Here is a 14,272-nt window from a genome sequence, read left to right as displayed (position 1 = left end):
TTTGGTTTAAAGGATTTAAACATGCAATAAAAAACCACCCTGATTTAATATCTTAGCCGAAAAATTGATATGCTCAAAGACCTACAACCAAAGATAACCGAACTTCTATCCGATTCAAAGGCTACTGCTGATGAACGGATGCAAGGAATCTGTAACCTCCTAAAAGACTCAGTTCCCCATTACGATTGGGTCGGGTTCTATTTTAAGAACGGCGACAAGGAAGAGCTGAAACTTGGTCCTTATGCCGGCGCCCCCACCGACCACACCATCATTCCTTTCGGTAAGGGTATTTGCGGACAAGTTGCCGTAAGCAATCAAAACTTTGTGGTCCCCGATGTCAAGGCCCAGGACAATTACATTGCCTGTAGCATTACCGTTAAAGCTGAAATCGTTGTTCCTCTTTTTGTAAATGGAGAGAACATTGGTCAAATCGATATCGATTCGAATACCCCGGACCCTTTTACCGAAGAAGATGAAAAACTTCTAGAATATATTAATGCCCAAGTTGCCAAAATCCTGTAAAAAGAATCGAAACAACACCTTTAAGGGCAAGAATATATTTATTGGGTTAAAGCATCATACAACCGGTGTATTTTTAGCTCTTAATTAAATCGCTTTACATTAATTGACCTCTTTAAACACGAAAAACACGCTTTAGCCGTAACCTGAACCGATTTTGGTTAAAACTTTAGTGGTTTTGTTGATAACCTACGGCATTTGTTCGCTTCAAAAAAATTACTTTTGTGTGCTTTAGAAACTTAATTACAGCCACACAAAAATGAGTACCAAAAAAGCAACATCAGCCTTAATTTCAGTTTTTCACAAAGACGGACTTGAACCCATCGTAAAAAAATTCAATGAGCTAGGAATTACCATTTATTCAACAGGTGGTACCGAAAAATTCATCAAGGATCTGGGCATAGATGTTGTCCCGGTTGAAGAGGTTACCAGTTACCCTTCAATTCTTGGAGGCAGGGTAAAAACCTTACATCCTAAGGTTTTTGGTGGAATTTTAAACAGACAGGACAATGAAAGTGACCTTGCCCAATTGGAAGAATTTGAAATTCCTCAATTGGATATTGTTATCGTTGACCTTTATCCTTTTGAAAAAACAGTTGCGAGTGGTGCTTCTGAGCAAGAGATTATTGAAAAAATAGATATAGGAGGCATTTCGTTAATCCGCGCAGCAGCCAAAAACTACAAAGATGTTCTTTGTGTTTCATCAATGGAGGATTATTCCGAAGTTTTGGAAATAATCACTGAAGGAAATGGCTCTACGACCTTAGAGGAAAGAAGACGTTTCGCAACAAAATCCTTCAACGTTTCCTCGCATTACGATTCGGCAATTTTCAACTATTTCAATGCCGGCCATGATATAGCGGCCTTAAAAATCAGCGAGACCCAGGGGAAAGTCCTTCGTTATGGCGAAAACCCACATCAAAAAGGGTTCTTCTTTGGTGATTTTGATGCCATGTTCAATAAGCTTCACGGTAAAGAACTATCATACAATAACCTTTTGGATGTTGATGCGGCGGTAAACCTAATGAACGAATTTAAAAATGACGGTCCCACATTCGCTATTTTAAAACATAATAATGCTTGTGGCCTGGCGATGAGGGACACCCTTCACCAAGCCTATGTTGACGCATTGGCCGGTGACCCGGTTTCAGCCTTTGGAGGAGTACTCATCAGTAACAAACAAATAGACAAGGCCACGGCTGAGGAAATTCACAAATTATTCTGTGAGGTTGTGATTGCCCCAAGCTATGCCGATGATGCCCTTGAAATATTAAAAGGCAAGAAAAATAGGATCATCCTGATCCAAAATGAGGTCGAAATGCCAGATATGCTCGTTAGAACATGTTTAAATGGTGTTTTACTTCAGGAAAAGGACCATAAGACCGATGCGGAGTCCGACTTATCCAAAGTAACATCAACCGCGCCTACAGATCGAGAAATAGAGGATCTTATATTCGCCTCAAAATTATGTAAGCACACAAAATCGAATACTATCGTACTTGCAAAGAACAAACAACTTTGCGCCAGTGGAACAGGACAAACCTCACGCGTAGATGCCCTAAACCAAGCTATACACAAAGCAAAATCGTTCAATTTTGATTTAAATGGGGCGGTTATGGCAAGTGACGCTTTCTTCCCTTTCCCCGATTGTGTAGAGATTGCGCATAAAAGTGGCATAACTAGCGTTATACAGCCAGGAGGTTCTATCAAGGACCAATTGAGCATCGATTACTGTAATGAAAATAATATTGCAATGGTTATGACAGGCACACGTCATTTTAAGCATTAATTTCATTACTTTTGTCGATGAAATACACCTTTTAATCGAAACCAAATAACTTAAAATGGGATTTTTTGACTTCTTAACCGAGGAAATTGCCATTGACCTAGGTACGGCAAATACCCTCATCATTCATGCGGACAAGGTCGTTGTAGACAGTCCGTCAATCGTTGCCAGAGACCGAGTTTCGGGCAAGATCATCGCTGTTGGCAAGGAAGCCAACATGATGCAAGGGAAAACCCACGAGAACATAAAGACCATTAGGCCATTGAAAGATGGGGTTATTGCGGATTTCGATGCTTCGGAAAAGATGATCAATATGTTCATCAAGAATATTCCGGCTTTAAAGAAGAAATGGTTTCCACCAGCATTACGAATGGTAATCTGCATACCTTCCGGAATTACGGAGGTAGAAATGCGAGCGGTTAAAGAATCCGCAGAGCGGGTTAACGGCAAAGAGGTATATCTGATCCACGAACCCATGGCCGCGGCCATAGGTATTGGCTTGGATATAATGCAACCCAAAGGAAACATGATCGTTGATATAGGTGGTGGTACCACTGAAATCGCCGTAATCGCACTTGGAGGTATCGTTTGTGACAAATCGGTGAAAATCGCAGGTGATGTATTCACCAATGACATTATATATTACATGCGTACGCAACACAACCTTTATGTTGGTGAAAGTACTGCTGAAGCCATAAAAATCGATATAGGATCTGCTACGGAAGACTTACAGTCACCCCCCGATGAAAAATCGGTTCAAGGTCGGGATTTGCTTACAGGAAAACCAAAACAAGTACAGATATCTTATAGGGAAATTGCGAAAGCACTGGACAAATCGATCCTAAGGGTCGAGGATGCCGTAATGGAAACACTATCGCAAACCCCTCCAGAATTGGCTGCCGATATTTACAATACCGGAATTTACCTTGCAGGTGGTGGATCTATGCTACGCGGCTTGGACCGAAGGCTTTCGCAAAAAACAGACCTTCCGGTTTATATCGCCGAAGACCCATTACGTGCAGTAGTTAGAGGTACGGGAATAGCATTGAAAAACCTGGAGCGATACAAGAGTATATTGATCAAATAACACATTCAAGTAATCAAGTTGCTATAAGCAGGAAAAATTACGGCAAGATACTGGGGTTGTTAGACCTACTTGCCAAAACAAAAAAAGTGAATGCAGCAGATCATCAATTTTATAATTCGATATAAGAATTTCCTACTTTATATCCTATTGATGATCATTGCCTTTGCCTTTACGGTTCAGTCCCACTCGTACCACCAGTCACGCTTCTTTAATTCCTCTAATTGGCTAACCGGGGGTATTTATGGTACGTTCTATGGCATTAACACCTATTTTGACCTGGATGATGAAAACGAACGGTTACTTAAGGAAAACCAAAGGCTACGCTCCCAACTATTCAACCAAGACACTTCCCCGAACATCAAATTAGATAGTACAAATCTCAAATACACCATTGTTACCGGACAGGTAATCAAAAATAGTTATGCAGAGAACAGGAACTATATTACCATAAATCGAGGAGAAAAGGATAGTGTAAAACAAGACATGGGTGTCATTACCGATTTAGGCATTCTCGGTATCGTAGAAAACACCTCCCATAATTTTGCGACTATACAAAGTATCCTAAATACTAAATCCAATATAAACGCCAAATTAAAGAATACCGATCATTTCGGGTCTTTGATTTGGGATGCTAAAACGTACAACGTAGTACAATTGATAGACATTCCGCGTTTGGTTCCCTTACACATTGGAGATACCATAGTGACCGGGGCAATGAGCAGTATTTTTCCCGAAAACATTCCTATCGGCACTATTAAAAAATACGATTTGGACACTTCAAAGAGTTTTTACCGTATAGATGTTAGCCTATTTAACGACATGACCAATATCAAAAACGTATACATCATCAACAATCTTAATAGAAAGGAAATCCTAGAACTGGAAGAAACCACAGAGAATGAGTAGGGGAATTTTCATAAATATTGTTCGCTTTGTATTACTCGTACTTGTACAGGTACTGGTTTTCAACAGGCTCAATTTTTTTGGGTATATCAACCCTATGGTGTATATCATGTTCCTTTATTGGTACCCTATAAAAGAAAACAGGGCACTCTTCATTGGTTTGAGTTTTCTTTTAGGTATTTCGGTCGACCTTTTTTCCGATACTATGGCCATACATACCGCGGCAACCACCACTATAGCTTATTTAAGACCGTTTATAATGCGATTCGTTTTCGGTATCAATTACGAATTTCAAAGTTTCAAGTTAAGTAATACCACTAAGGCACAACAATTTACATTTTTGGCGTTATTAATATTGGTGCACCACACGGTTTTCTTCTCATTGGAGATTTTCAGTATTGCCAATTTGTTATTAATTGTGAAAAAAGTGTTATCTATTGGTGCTGCCTCATTAATTTTGTGTTTATTGTTCAGTTCTTTGTTCAGTGTGAATAAAGAATAAGACGTTTTTCCCGAGGTTGACCTCTTTTGAGCCAAACCATAAAGAAAGGTGTTTGAATAGTTGTTGAATTTTATACGGATTGATTTCCTAAATCAAAAAATCATCTTCAATGAAGAAGATTCTTTTATCATCAATAATCCTGATTATCGGAATAGTTTTTATCGGCAGGTTATCTTATTTGCAGATATTCAGCTTCTCCGCCGATCAAGTATTGGAAGACCCTGCAATCAAAGCCATTTACGATTATCCTGAAAGGGGTTACATTTATGATCGTAACGGCAAACTATTGGTGGGTAATGACCCGGCTTATGATGTAATGGTGATACCAAGGGAGGTAAAATCATTGGACACCTTGGAATTCTGTAATTTAATTGGTCTTGAAAAGGATAATTTTATTAAAAAACTGAAACGGGCAAGAATATATTCCCCTCGATTGCCTTCTGTATTGGTTCCACAACTTTCTAAAGAAGACTACGCCAAACTTCAGGAAAAAATGCGCCATTTTGAAGGATTCTACATTCAAAAAAGGTCATTGCGCTATTATGATACGAAAAGTGCAGCCAATGTTCTTGGTTATATCAGTGAGGTAAATGAACGCGACCTAGCTCAAAACCCTTATTACGTTCAAGGAGAACTCAAAGGTAGAACAGGGGTCGAAAAAACCTATGAAGACGTTTTAAGGGGAAAAAAAGGGGTGCAATATATTCAAAAAGACAGGTTCAACAGGGACATAGGCCCATATAAAGATGGTACTTTGGACACCCCCCCAGAGCAAGGAAAGGAAATCAGTATTACCATAGACAAGGATTTACAAGAATACGGGGAATTATTGATGCATGGTAAACGTGGAGGTATCGTAGCCATTGAACCTGCAACGGGAGAAATATTGTCCATGATTTCTGGTCCTACTTATGACCCATCCCTTTTGGTCGGTCGAAAACGATCCAAAAATTACACTAAACTTTATAACGATTCCATAGCAAACCCTACTTGGGATCGGGCGCTATTGGCAGAACCCTCTCCAGGTTCACCCTTCAAAACCTTAAATGCCTTAATAGCCTTGCAAGAGGGTGTTATAACGCCAGATACCAAGATTACCTGCCATCATGGTTTTTACGTAGGAAAAACAAAACGTGGTTGTCATTGCGGGGGCGGGGTCCGTAATCTGAATTCCGGTATTTACAAGTCTTGTAATGCCTATTTTGCAGGCACTTTCAGAAAAATATTCGACAAATTCGAAACCACGGATGAGGCCATGGATGTCTGGGAAAAACACATGCGAAGCTTTGGTCTCGGAGGATATTTGGGCTCTGACCTTCATACGGGAAGACCGGGCCGTATCCCTTCAAAAGAATATTATGACAAATGGTATGGGGACAACCGATGGAGTTCCTCATATATCATATCGAACTCTATAGGACAAGGAGAAGTAGCCGTAACACCGATTCAACTGGCCAATATGACGGCGGCCATTGCCAACAGAGGGCATTTCTTTACGCCCCACATCCTTAAAAAGGTAAATGGTGAGGATATTACCATTCCCGAATTCACCGAAATGAAACAAACCACGATTGAGCGTAAATATTTTGAACCTGTGATCCAAGGTATGGCCGATGTTTATCATAAAGGTACTGCTCGTTGGGTGCAAATACCTGATATTGAAATTGCCGGTAAAACCGGTACAGTGGAAAATTATACGATTATTGATGGCGTAAAGACCCAACTTACCGACCATTCTATCTTCGTTGCTTTTGCACCCGTAAACAACCCTAAAATCGCAATTGCGGTTTACATTGAGAATGGATATTATGGGTCACGCTATGCGGGTCATATAGCTTCTTTGATGATTGAAAAATATATTAAAGGCGAAATTACAAGAAAAGACCTAGAAAAAAGGATGTTGGAAAAAACCCTGGACCACGAATACGCAAAACCATATAGTGGAGAAGAGTTCAAGATAAACGAATATGTTTGGTAAAAGTATCGTAAAACGTATCGATTGGTTTTCCATACTCATTTATGTGGCATTGGTATTAATCGGTTGGCTAAATATCTATTCTAGTACCTTTACCGAAAATGATGCTTCAATTTTCAATTTGACCACCTTACACGGTAAGCAATTGTTCTTTTTCGGGGCCAGCATCATTGCCATAATTATAATCATGGGACTTGAGGCCAATTTCTATGAACGCTTCTCGAGCTTAATGTATGTGATCGCCATTGTTTTATTGTTAGGCCTTTTTGTATTCGGAAAAACCATTGCCGGGGCCACATCATGGTATAATCTCGGGTTTTTCAACTTACAACCTTCTGAATTCGCCAAAGTCGCCACCGCTTTGGCGTTGGCGAAATATTTAAGTGATATACAAACGGACATCAAAAGGCGAAAAGATCAATTTTATGCACTGGGAATCATTTTACTGCCCGCGATTTTGATTATTCCACAACCCGACCCTGGTAGTGCCCTGGTTTTCTTTGCTTTGATATTCGTTATATTCAGGGAAGGACTCCCTCTTTATTATCTGACCATATCGCTTTTGACCATTTTGGTTTTTATTGCGACCTTGATGTTCGGTACCATATGGATCGTCATATTTTTGGGCCTGCTCATTGTCCTCTTTTTTCTTCTAAAAAAGAAATCATTCAAGGTACCGGTATTTCCATTGCTGGGAATTATTACGGTTACCATACTGTTTTCACTGTCGGTCAATTTTGTATTCAACAATGTTTTTGAACAAAGGCATAGAGATCGATTTAGTTTATGGCTTCGTCTGGAAAAAGACCCTAAAAAACTGGAACAGATAAGAAAAACCATTGGATATAATACCTACCAGTCGGAAAAGGCCATAGAATCCGGCGGTTTTTTTGGCAAAGGTTTTTTAGAAGGAACAAGGACAAAAGGTGATTTTGTCCCTGAACAGCATACTGACTATATATTTAGTACCGTAGGTGAGGAATGGGGATTTATGGGTACTGCTACCGTGATACTCTTATTTACATCCTTATTTCTACGGCTGGTGTATTTGGCCGAAAGACAAAAGAACCCATTTTCAAGAATGTACGGGTATGGGGTCATCTCTATCTTATTGATCCATTATTTCATCAACATTGGTATGGTCATCGGGGTTTTACCTACTATCGGTATACCTTTGCCGTTTTTCAGTTATGGTGGCTCCGGTCTGCTCTTTTTTACCATCTTGCTTTTTATTTTCCTGAAACTGGATTCTAACCGACTGAAGGAAGGGATTTAGAATTTCCATCCGGCCACTGAAGAACGCCTTTCCAATTGGGCCTCTACCTTATCGGGCAGATTTTCAAAAAAATCCAAGCCCGTAACCTTTTCAACCTTATCTACAGGAACAAGGAACATTTGCAATGCTTCCGAACTTTCGCGATTGGGCATTAAAAAAGCAAGGACCTCCAAATGATCTTTACTGCCTTTGGCTATGATTTTATAATAATACTTTGGAACATCTACATCTTCTTCGCCGATTTCCTCTAGACCCTCTTCCAAAACCCCGCCCGTTACGACAAAAACCTCACCATAACGCTTGGCCCAACGCCTAACCTGCATTTCCAGCCGATTCCAAATACCGGCATTGAAATCACGGTCTTGCGGACTAATATTACTGGTATAGAAAGTTTCATCATAAGCATATTTTGAAAACCGGCGATCACCGGCAGGGCATAAATGTCCCCGATCATAACCCGAACCTTTATAATTACGCCAATCCGCGGATTTGGTCCTGACCTTAGGATCCTCAATAAAATAAGGCCGTTTGCGATCATCATAGGTCAAATGGCTCTTTTTCAACATATAAGCCACCCATTCTGCCTGTTCAAAGGGTTCGTTGTACGACAACATAAAATGATCATGAACCGTAATATCCCCAGTTGATGAATTAGGCAACAGATAAGCAAGAATTTCGGTTTCCTGCCCATCATCATCCGATGTTGAATAGGTGTCCGGTGTATAAAAATTATCGAATAACCAAAATCCAACGATACATACTGCAATTAAAATAGTATATAGGGTTTTGTTTTTTCCAGTATAGTTCATCTGGCAAATTTAGTTTAAATTAGTAAAGTCCCATACCAACCTTTAAATAGGTCCCAATATAATGGGAACTAGAAAATGGGACAAAGCTGATCTACACTAAAAAAGAAGGCAAAAATGATAACTTGGAAAGAGGTAATCAATTTTACAGTGAAAGGTAACCCCAAACCAGACAGGAGGGTAGAGAAATCAGAGGCAGAGTGGCGCAAGGTCTTAAGTCCGGATCAATTCAGGATTACCAGAAAAAAAGGGACCGAAGCACCCCATTCAGGTGCCTTATGCTCCATTCACGAGGCAGGAAAATACAAATGCGTATGCTGTGGCACACCATTATTCGATTCAACCATAAAATTTGAATCGGGAACAGGTTGGCCAAGTTTTACCCAACCGGTAAAGGACAATGCCATTAAATACGAAAAAGACAGTAGCTTTGGAATGATCCGTGTAGAAGTCATGTGCAATACATGTGATGCCCATTTAGGACATGTTTTTCCTGATGGTCCCGAGCCTAGCGGTCTGCGATACTGTGTTAATTCCGAATCTATGGAGTTAGACCCACAAGCCATTGAGGATAAGAATGAAGACTAAATTACAATTGGCCACTTTGGGAGGTGGTTGTTTTTGGTGTATCGAGGCAATTTACGGTCAAATAAAGGGAGTCAAAAAGGTAGTTTCAGGTTATTCCGGAGGCAGGGCCCCAGGGAGGCCAACCTATAGGGAGGCCAACCTATAGGGAGGTTCGTTCGGGATTAACAGGTGATGCAGAAGTTGTTCAAGTTACTTTTGATACAGATATCATTACTTACAAAGATATTTTAACGGTATTCATGACAAGCCATGACCCTACAACCTTGAACCAGCAAGGTGCTGATAAAGGCACCCAATACCGCTCTGTTATTTTTTACCACGATGACGCCCAGAAAAAAACGGCCAATGAATTAATTAAGGATATGGTTCATACGTTCAGGAAGCCCATTGTGACCGAAGTACTTCCATCCCCTATTTTTCACAAAGCCGAGGATTATCATCAGGAATATTACAAAAACAATCCGTCACAAATGTATTGTAAAGCTGTTATTACCCCTAAGTTATTGAAATTAAGAAAGATGCATCCAAACAAAATTAAACAACGATAAGAGGTAATTAATACATCGGTAATTTGTTCGAAATCGACAATTATAACCAACAATAAAAAGGATATTGAAATTAATAGAACCCTAAAATTATTAAATGCCCAAAAGGGAATCTTAGCTAACAAAAAGTTATCTTTGGTAGAGCAATTTCAAAACCTAAAACCAATCAATACCATGGGGAAAAGATCAACCACTAAAATCAACATTTATTTCATTACCATTGTCATCACTTTGGGTGGACTGTTATTCGGTTATGACACGGGTGTTATCAATGGAACACAATTTTATTTTTCCAAATATTTTGAGCTTACCGGAGCATTAAAAGGCTTTATCGTTAGTAGTGCCCTATTGGGCGCCTTGGCAGGTGCAGCTACGGCCGGCATAATAAGTAAGGCGATAGGCCGTAAGAACTCCCTGATTATTTCCGCTATTTTATTTATAATATCGGCATGGGGATCGGGATTGCCTAGCATATTACCGGAATCTACAACCTTATTGGTCGTTTTTAGGCTTATTGGGGGAATCGCGATAGGTATTGCCTCTATGAACGCCCCTATGTACATCGCTGAGATCGCCCCTGCAAAGAATAGGGGAATCTTGGTTACTTTTTACCAACTAGCTGTGGTTATAGGCTTCTTCGTAGTATTCTTGGTCACCTATTTCATTGGTGCCAAATTAAGTGAAAGTGAAAATATAGCCTTTGGGTGGCGTAACATGTTCTGGTCAGAATTGATACCGGCCGGAATCTTTTTGGTTTTCCTTTTCTTCGTTCCTAAAAGCCCTCGTTGGCTAATGATCAATGGAAAAGAGGAAGAGGCCGAAAATATCTTGACAAGGATTCATGGTGAAGAAATCGCAGCCAAGGAATTCAAAGACATCAAAGATTCGATTATAGCGGAAAGCACCAAGAAAAAAGCTTCTATCTTTAGTAAGACCATGCTACCGATCGTAATCATAGGCACCGTATTATCTGCCTTACAACAATTTACCGGCATCAATGCCGTACTTTATTATGGAGCCGATATTTTTGAACAAGCCTTGGGCTTTGGGCAAGATGATATTCTTCTACAACAGATACTGTTGGCTACCGTTAACTTGGTCTTTACTTTCATAGCAATGTTCACCGTAGATAAACTAGGTAGAAAACCATTGTTGATCATTGGTGGTTTTGGAATGCTGATCGGGTTCTTATTAATGGGCTTTACCCTGTATTTCAGTGATTATGCCAATGTAAATTCTGCCGGACTACCAACGATTTCGACAACTGAAGGAATCATCAGTTTAATTGGTGTCCTTATCTTTATTGGTTCCTTCGCCATGTCTATGGGCCCAATTGTCTGGGTATTGTTATCCGAGATATTCCCTAACAAAATTCGTAGTGCAGCAATGGCAGTGGCCGTTGCCGTTCAATGGTTGGCCAACTATTTTGTTTCACAGACCTTTCCCATGGTCGTTGAAAGTGAGGCAAACGGACTTATCATGAACGGAGGAACCTGGAACAACGCACTCCCCTATTTCCTTTTCTCGGCCTTTATCGTTATCATTATCGTATTTGTTTACAAATATATACCTGAGACCAAAGGAAAAACATTGGAAGAAATGGAAGCCTTGTTCGAGAGGAAATAAAGAAATCATTCTATTTCAATTCCTAATTATCATATAGAAGAATGCCCTGCAGGATTATGTAGGGCATTTTTTTATACTTCCTTCAATTATTAAATGAATTTATCATTTAGATTATAGCTTTCGCTCTCGAGATTTTAAATTTTCAGATAAGGTGAATTACCACTGACAATTACATAATCACCTATAATATTAATAGGTTCTATAATCCTATTCTGGATGGCACAAAAAAACCCTGACACTAACGGTCAGGGTTCTCATTTGTATTATTTGTATGATTTATTAGCCTTTTACACTGGCCAATTTAGCTTGCTTCAAGTTGTTCATTTTAAGGTCTTGTAAAACGTTTACGGCCTCTTCAACATAAATATCCTTGGCAAGGTTCTTATGCCAGCGATCTCTTTTCTCTCTTAAATCGGCATCTTGGGTAAACAATTCCTCTTCATACTTTAAGGATTTGAAAGTCAACTTTGAATCATATTCGGTCAACGACTTAAAGTAATCAGATTGTTTTTTGTCTTTTTCCTCTTCCGCCTTATAAATATCGTAGTTCAATGAAATAAGATCCTCATTCTGTTCCTGTTTGATCCATTTGGCATTTTCCTCGATCAATTTAATTTGAGGATTGGCCGCCATACGTTTCTTGCTATTGGCAACGGTTTGTTCGTAGTCGATATAACCGTCCCAAATATCATATTGGGCCGGGCTGATCTTATCCCACTTTAAAGGATTGGATTGGTCCCTTTCGCCTAAATCGATATAACTATACTTGTCCGGAACAACAACATCGCTCTTTACACCTTCTAACTGTGTTGAGCCCCCATTGATCCTATAAAACTTTTGCGTGGTCAACTTTATGGCCCCTAAGTCGCCATGTTCATTGCTACGAACTATATTTTCCAATGGAATCACATTTTGAACCGTTCCTTTACCGAACGTTTGTTTACTACCTATTACAATCGCACGCTTATAGTCTTGCATGGCAGCGGCCAAAATTTCCGAAGCTGAAGCCGAAAGCTCATTCACTAAAATCACCAAAGGACCGTCCCACTGAATACGTTCATCCTTATCATCATATACATCTTTTCCTTGACCATTGGATCGCACCTGTACTATTGGTCCGTCTTTTATGAACAACCCTGCCATTTCTACCACGGTCTTTAACGATCCACCTCCATTGTCACGCAAATCAAGAATTAAGCCTTCCGCGCCTTCCTGTTTTAAACGTTCAACCTCTTTGGCCACATCAGTAGCTGCATTACGCTCAGAATAATCATTGAAATCAACATAAAACTTAGGAAGATTGATCAACCCGAATTTCTGGTCTCCTTTAATGATGTTGGCAGATTTGGCATAAGACTCTTCAAGCTCAACCACATCCCTTGTCAAAGAAATGACCTCAATAGACCCATCTACTTTTCTTACGGTAAGATCAACTATGGTACCTTCTGGGCCTTTTATCAATTTGATGGCATCGTCTAAACGCATACCAACAATATCTATTGGATCTTTACCATCTTGACCTACACGAATGATCTCATCACCCACTTCCATACGTTGATCTCTCCAAACCGGTCCTCCGGAAATAATCTCAACGACCTTGGCCCCTTCTGGTTTCTTTTGTAAACGTGCACCGATTCCTTCAAACTTACCCGACATACTTACATCGAACTTTTCCTTATCCTCCGGTGCAAAATAAAAGGTATGGGGGTCAAATTCATCTACAATGGTATTGATATACTGAACGAACCAATCTTTTCTTTCCAAATCATCGATAAAATCAAAAAATTCGTCCAGAGTTTTCTCTGTAGCCTCCCTAGCCGCTTTCTCCGCCTCTTCGGGTGTCAATGGTTTTTTCACCTCCTCGGGGGCAGCTTCTGAATTCACATCAAATACTTCCTCCTTTTTAGCTTCCGCATCTTTTTTAGAACGGGTCAATTTAGAATCGTATGTGCCAATGGTAGCATATTTCAATTGTTTTCTCCAACGCTCTTTAAGCTCATTCCTTGAAGCTGCAAAAGGCTCATTTTCATATTTGATACTGATACTCTCCTCTATGGAATAATCGAAAGGCTCTTTCAACACCTCTTTATAAATTCCTTTAGCCTCGTTCATACGTTTAATGAGTCGATCGTATACCGCATTGAAAAATGTGATATCGGTATTGTTGATCTGATCATCGATTTGAAATTTATATTGTTCAAATTCTGTAATATCACTTTGTAAAAAATATCTTTTTGTGGGGTCTAGGACATCAATGAAATCCTCGAACACATGTACCGAGAAATCGTCATCGATAGATTTTGGCTCATAATGCCCCCTTTCCAATACGTACGTGATAAGATCCAACAACAATTTATCCTTGTCATCATTCTCGAAATCATAAGATTTATTGGTGAAACTGCAAGATGCAACGGCAACAAGCATAACAGTTAGGGCGTAGGCAAGATTCCTTTTCATAAATTATTCTTTGCTATTTTATACTTCTCTTTTCTTTAAAAAAACAAGGATTACGCACAACCTTATTATGGTCGGGGCGCAACCAATTCCCTAATATACTGAAAAAACCGTGCCAGCACTTAAGCCTGAGCCATTAAATTTTTGTTAAACACCATATGGGAACTTCTGTTTTTTTAAACGTATTTTTACCTAATAAAGTATA

13 protein-coding genes are annotated in these 14,272 nt (G+C 39.6%); 11 read left to right on the top strand and 2 right to left on the bottom strand.

All coding sequences use genetic code 11. The features are described from left to right. Positions 1-69 precede the first annotated feature (69 nt). The 7 genes from R3X28_RS04595 to rodA all read left to right on the top strand — a co-directional run bounded on the left by R3X28_RS04595 (position 70) and on the right by rodA (position 8,048). Entirely contained in the window at positions 70-522 is a 453-nt protein-coding gene (locus tag R3X28_RS04595) for a GAF domain-containing protein (RefSeq protein WP_154362793.1), read from the top strand. Between the two features lie 256 nt (positions 523-778). Continuing rightward, complete coding sequence (gene purH, locus R3X28_RS04590; protein ID WP_317662765.1) at positions 779-2,308, top strand: bifunctional phosphoribosylaminoimidazolecarboxamide formyltransferase/IMP cyclohydrolase; 1,530 nt, start codon at positions 779-781, stop codon at positions 2,306-2,308. 55 nt (positions 2,309-2,363) lie between these two features. Next, positions 2,364-3,392 carry a rod shape-determining protein gene (locus R3X28_RS04585; RefSeq protein WP_154362802.1) on the top strand — a complete coding sequence of 343 codons (1,029 nt, stop codon included), beginning with the start codon at positions 2,364-2,366 and terminating at the stop codon, positions 3,390-3,392. Between the two features lie 90 nt (positions 3,393-3,482). Then, positions 3,483-4,298: a rod shape-determining protein MreC gene (gene mreC / locus R3X28_RS04580; protein WP_317662762.1), complete on the top strand. Its 816-nt coding sequence runs from the start codon at positions 3,483-3,485 to the stop codon at positions 4,296-4,298. Next, entirely contained in the window at positions 4,291-4,797 is a 507-nt protein-coding gene (locus tag R3X28_RS04575) for a rod shape-determining protein MreD (protein ID WP_154362807.1), read from the top strand. Before mreC ends, R3X28_RS04575 begins: the two co-directional genes overlap by 8 nt. 109 nt (positions 4,798-4,906) lie before the next feature. Next, entirely contained in the window at positions 4,907-6,775 is a 1,869-nt protein-coding gene (mrdA, locus tag R3X28_RS04570) for a penicillin-binding protein 2 (protein ID WP_282053500.1), read from the top strand. Continuing rightward, the gene (gene rodA, locus R3X28_RS04565) at positions 6,765-8,048 is read left to right on the top strand and encodes a rod shape-determining protein RodA (protein WP_154362811.1); all 1,284 of its coding nucleotides are present in this window, start codon (positions 6,765-6,767) and stop codon (positions 8,046-8,048) included. The genes mrdA and rodA overlap by 11 nt, the downstream gene beginning before the upstream one ends. Here the strand turns inward: rodA and R3X28_RS04560 are convergent. Then, positions 8,045-8,857, bottom strand: coding sequence for a DNA/RNA non-specific endonuclease (locus R3X28_RS04560; protein WP_317662760.1), 813 nt, complete (start codon positions 8,855-8,857; stop codon positions 8,045-8,047). The two genes, rodA and R3X28_RS04560, sit on opposite strands and share 4 nt — an antisense overlap. A 114-nt stretch (positions 8,858-8,971) precedes the next feature. Here R3X28_RS04560 and msrB point away from each other — a divergent pair, with 114 nt between their 5' ends. From msrB to R3X28_RS04545, 4 genes are all read left to right on the top strand, one after another. After that, positions 8,972-9,442 carry a peptide-methionine (R)-S-oxide reductase MsrB gene (gene msrB, locus R3X28_RS04555; RefSeq protein WP_317662758.1) on the top strand — a complete coding sequence of 157 codons (471 nt, stop codon included), beginning with the start codon at positions 8,972-8,974 and terminating at the stop codon, positions 9,440-9,442. Continuing rightward, on the top strand, positions 9,432-9,587 hold the full coding sequence (locus R3X28_RS19360; RefSeq protein ID WP_411556590.1) for a peptide-methionine (S)-S-oxide reductase: 156 nt from the start codon (positions 9,432-9,434) through the stop codon (positions 9,585-9,587). Before msrB ends, R3X28_RS19360 begins: the two co-directional genes overlap by 11 nt. Further along, positions 9,535-9,990: a peptide-methionine (S)-S-oxide reductase MsrA gene (msrA, locus tag R3X28_RS04550; protein WP_411556593.1), complete on the top strand. Its 456-nt coding sequence runs from the start codon at positions 9,535-9,537 to the stop codon at positions 9,988-9,990. Before R3X28_RS19360 ends, msrA begins: the two co-directional genes overlap by 53 nt. Before the next feature lie 132 nt (positions 9,991-10,122). After that, positions 10,123-11,613: a sugar porter family MFS transporter gene (locus R3X28_RS04545; RefSeq protein WP_317662756.1), complete on the top strand. Its 1,491-nt coding sequence runs from the start codon at positions 10,123-10,125 to the stop codon at positions 11,611-11,613. Between the two features lie 279 nt (positions 11,614-11,892). Here R3X28_RS04545 and R3X28_RS04540 read toward each other — a convergent pair whose 3' ends face one another. Continuing rightward, complete coding sequence (locus R3X28_RS04540; RefSeq protein ID WP_282053504.1) at positions 11,893-14,070, bottom strand: carboxy terminal-processing peptidase; 2,178 nt, start codon at positions 14,068-14,070, stop codon at positions 11,893-11,895. Positions 14,071-14,272 lie beyond the last annotated feature (202 nt).

Origin of the sequence: Maribacter sp. TH_r10 (genome assembly GCF_033101095.1) — a bacterium.
In the GTDB taxonomy this organism is placed as follows: domain Bacteria; phylum Bacteroidota; class Bacteroidia; order Flavobacteriales; family Flavobacteriaceae; genus Maribacter_A; species Maribacter_A luteus.
This window is presented reverse-complemented; position numbering and strand designations above follow the sequence as displayed.

Bases quoted from the DNA above. Each gene is read 5' to 3' on its own strand.
- R3X28_RS04595 (WP_154362793.1), top strand. From the start codon at position 70: ATGCTCAAAGACCTACAACCAAAGATAACCGAACTTCTATCCGATTCA.
- purH (WP_317662765.1), top strand. From the start codon at position 779: ATGAGTACCAAAAAAGCAACATCAGCCTTAATTTCAGTTTTTCACAAA.
- R3X28_RS04585 (WP_154362802.1), top strand. From the start codon at position 2,364: ATGGGATTTTTTGACTTCTTAACCGAGGAAATTGCCATTGACCTAGGT.
- mreC (WP_317662762.1), top strand. From the start codon at position 3,483: ATGCAGCAGATCATCAATTTTATAATTCGATATAAGAATTTCCTACTT.
- R3X28_RS04575 (WP_154362807.1), top strand. From the start codon at position 4,291: ATGAGTAGGGGAATTTTCATAAATATTGTTCGCTTTGTATTACTCGTA.
- mrdA (WP_282053500.1), top strand. From the start codon at position 4,907: ATGAAGAAGATTCTTTTATCATCAATAATCCTGATTATCGGAATAGTT.
- rodA (WP_154362811.1), top strand. From the start codon at position 6,765: ATGTTTGGTAAAAGTATCGTAAAACGTATCGATTGGTTTTCCATACTC.
- R3X28_RS04560 (WP_317662760.1), bottom strand. From the start codon at position 8,857: ATGAACTATACTGGAAAAAACAAAACCCTATATACTATTTTAATTGCA.
- msrB (WP_317662758.1), top strand. From the start codon at position 8,972: ATGATAACTTGGAAAGAGGTAATCAATTTTACAGTGAAAGGTAACCCC.
- R3X28_RS19360 (WP_411556590.1), top strand. From the start codon at position 9,432: ATGAAGACTAAATTACAATTGGCCACTTTGGGAGGTGGTTGTTTTTGG.
- R3X28_RS04540 (WP_282053504.1), bottom strand. From the start codon at position 14,070: ATGAAAAGGAATCTTGCCTACGCCCTAACTGTTATGCTTGTTGCCGTT.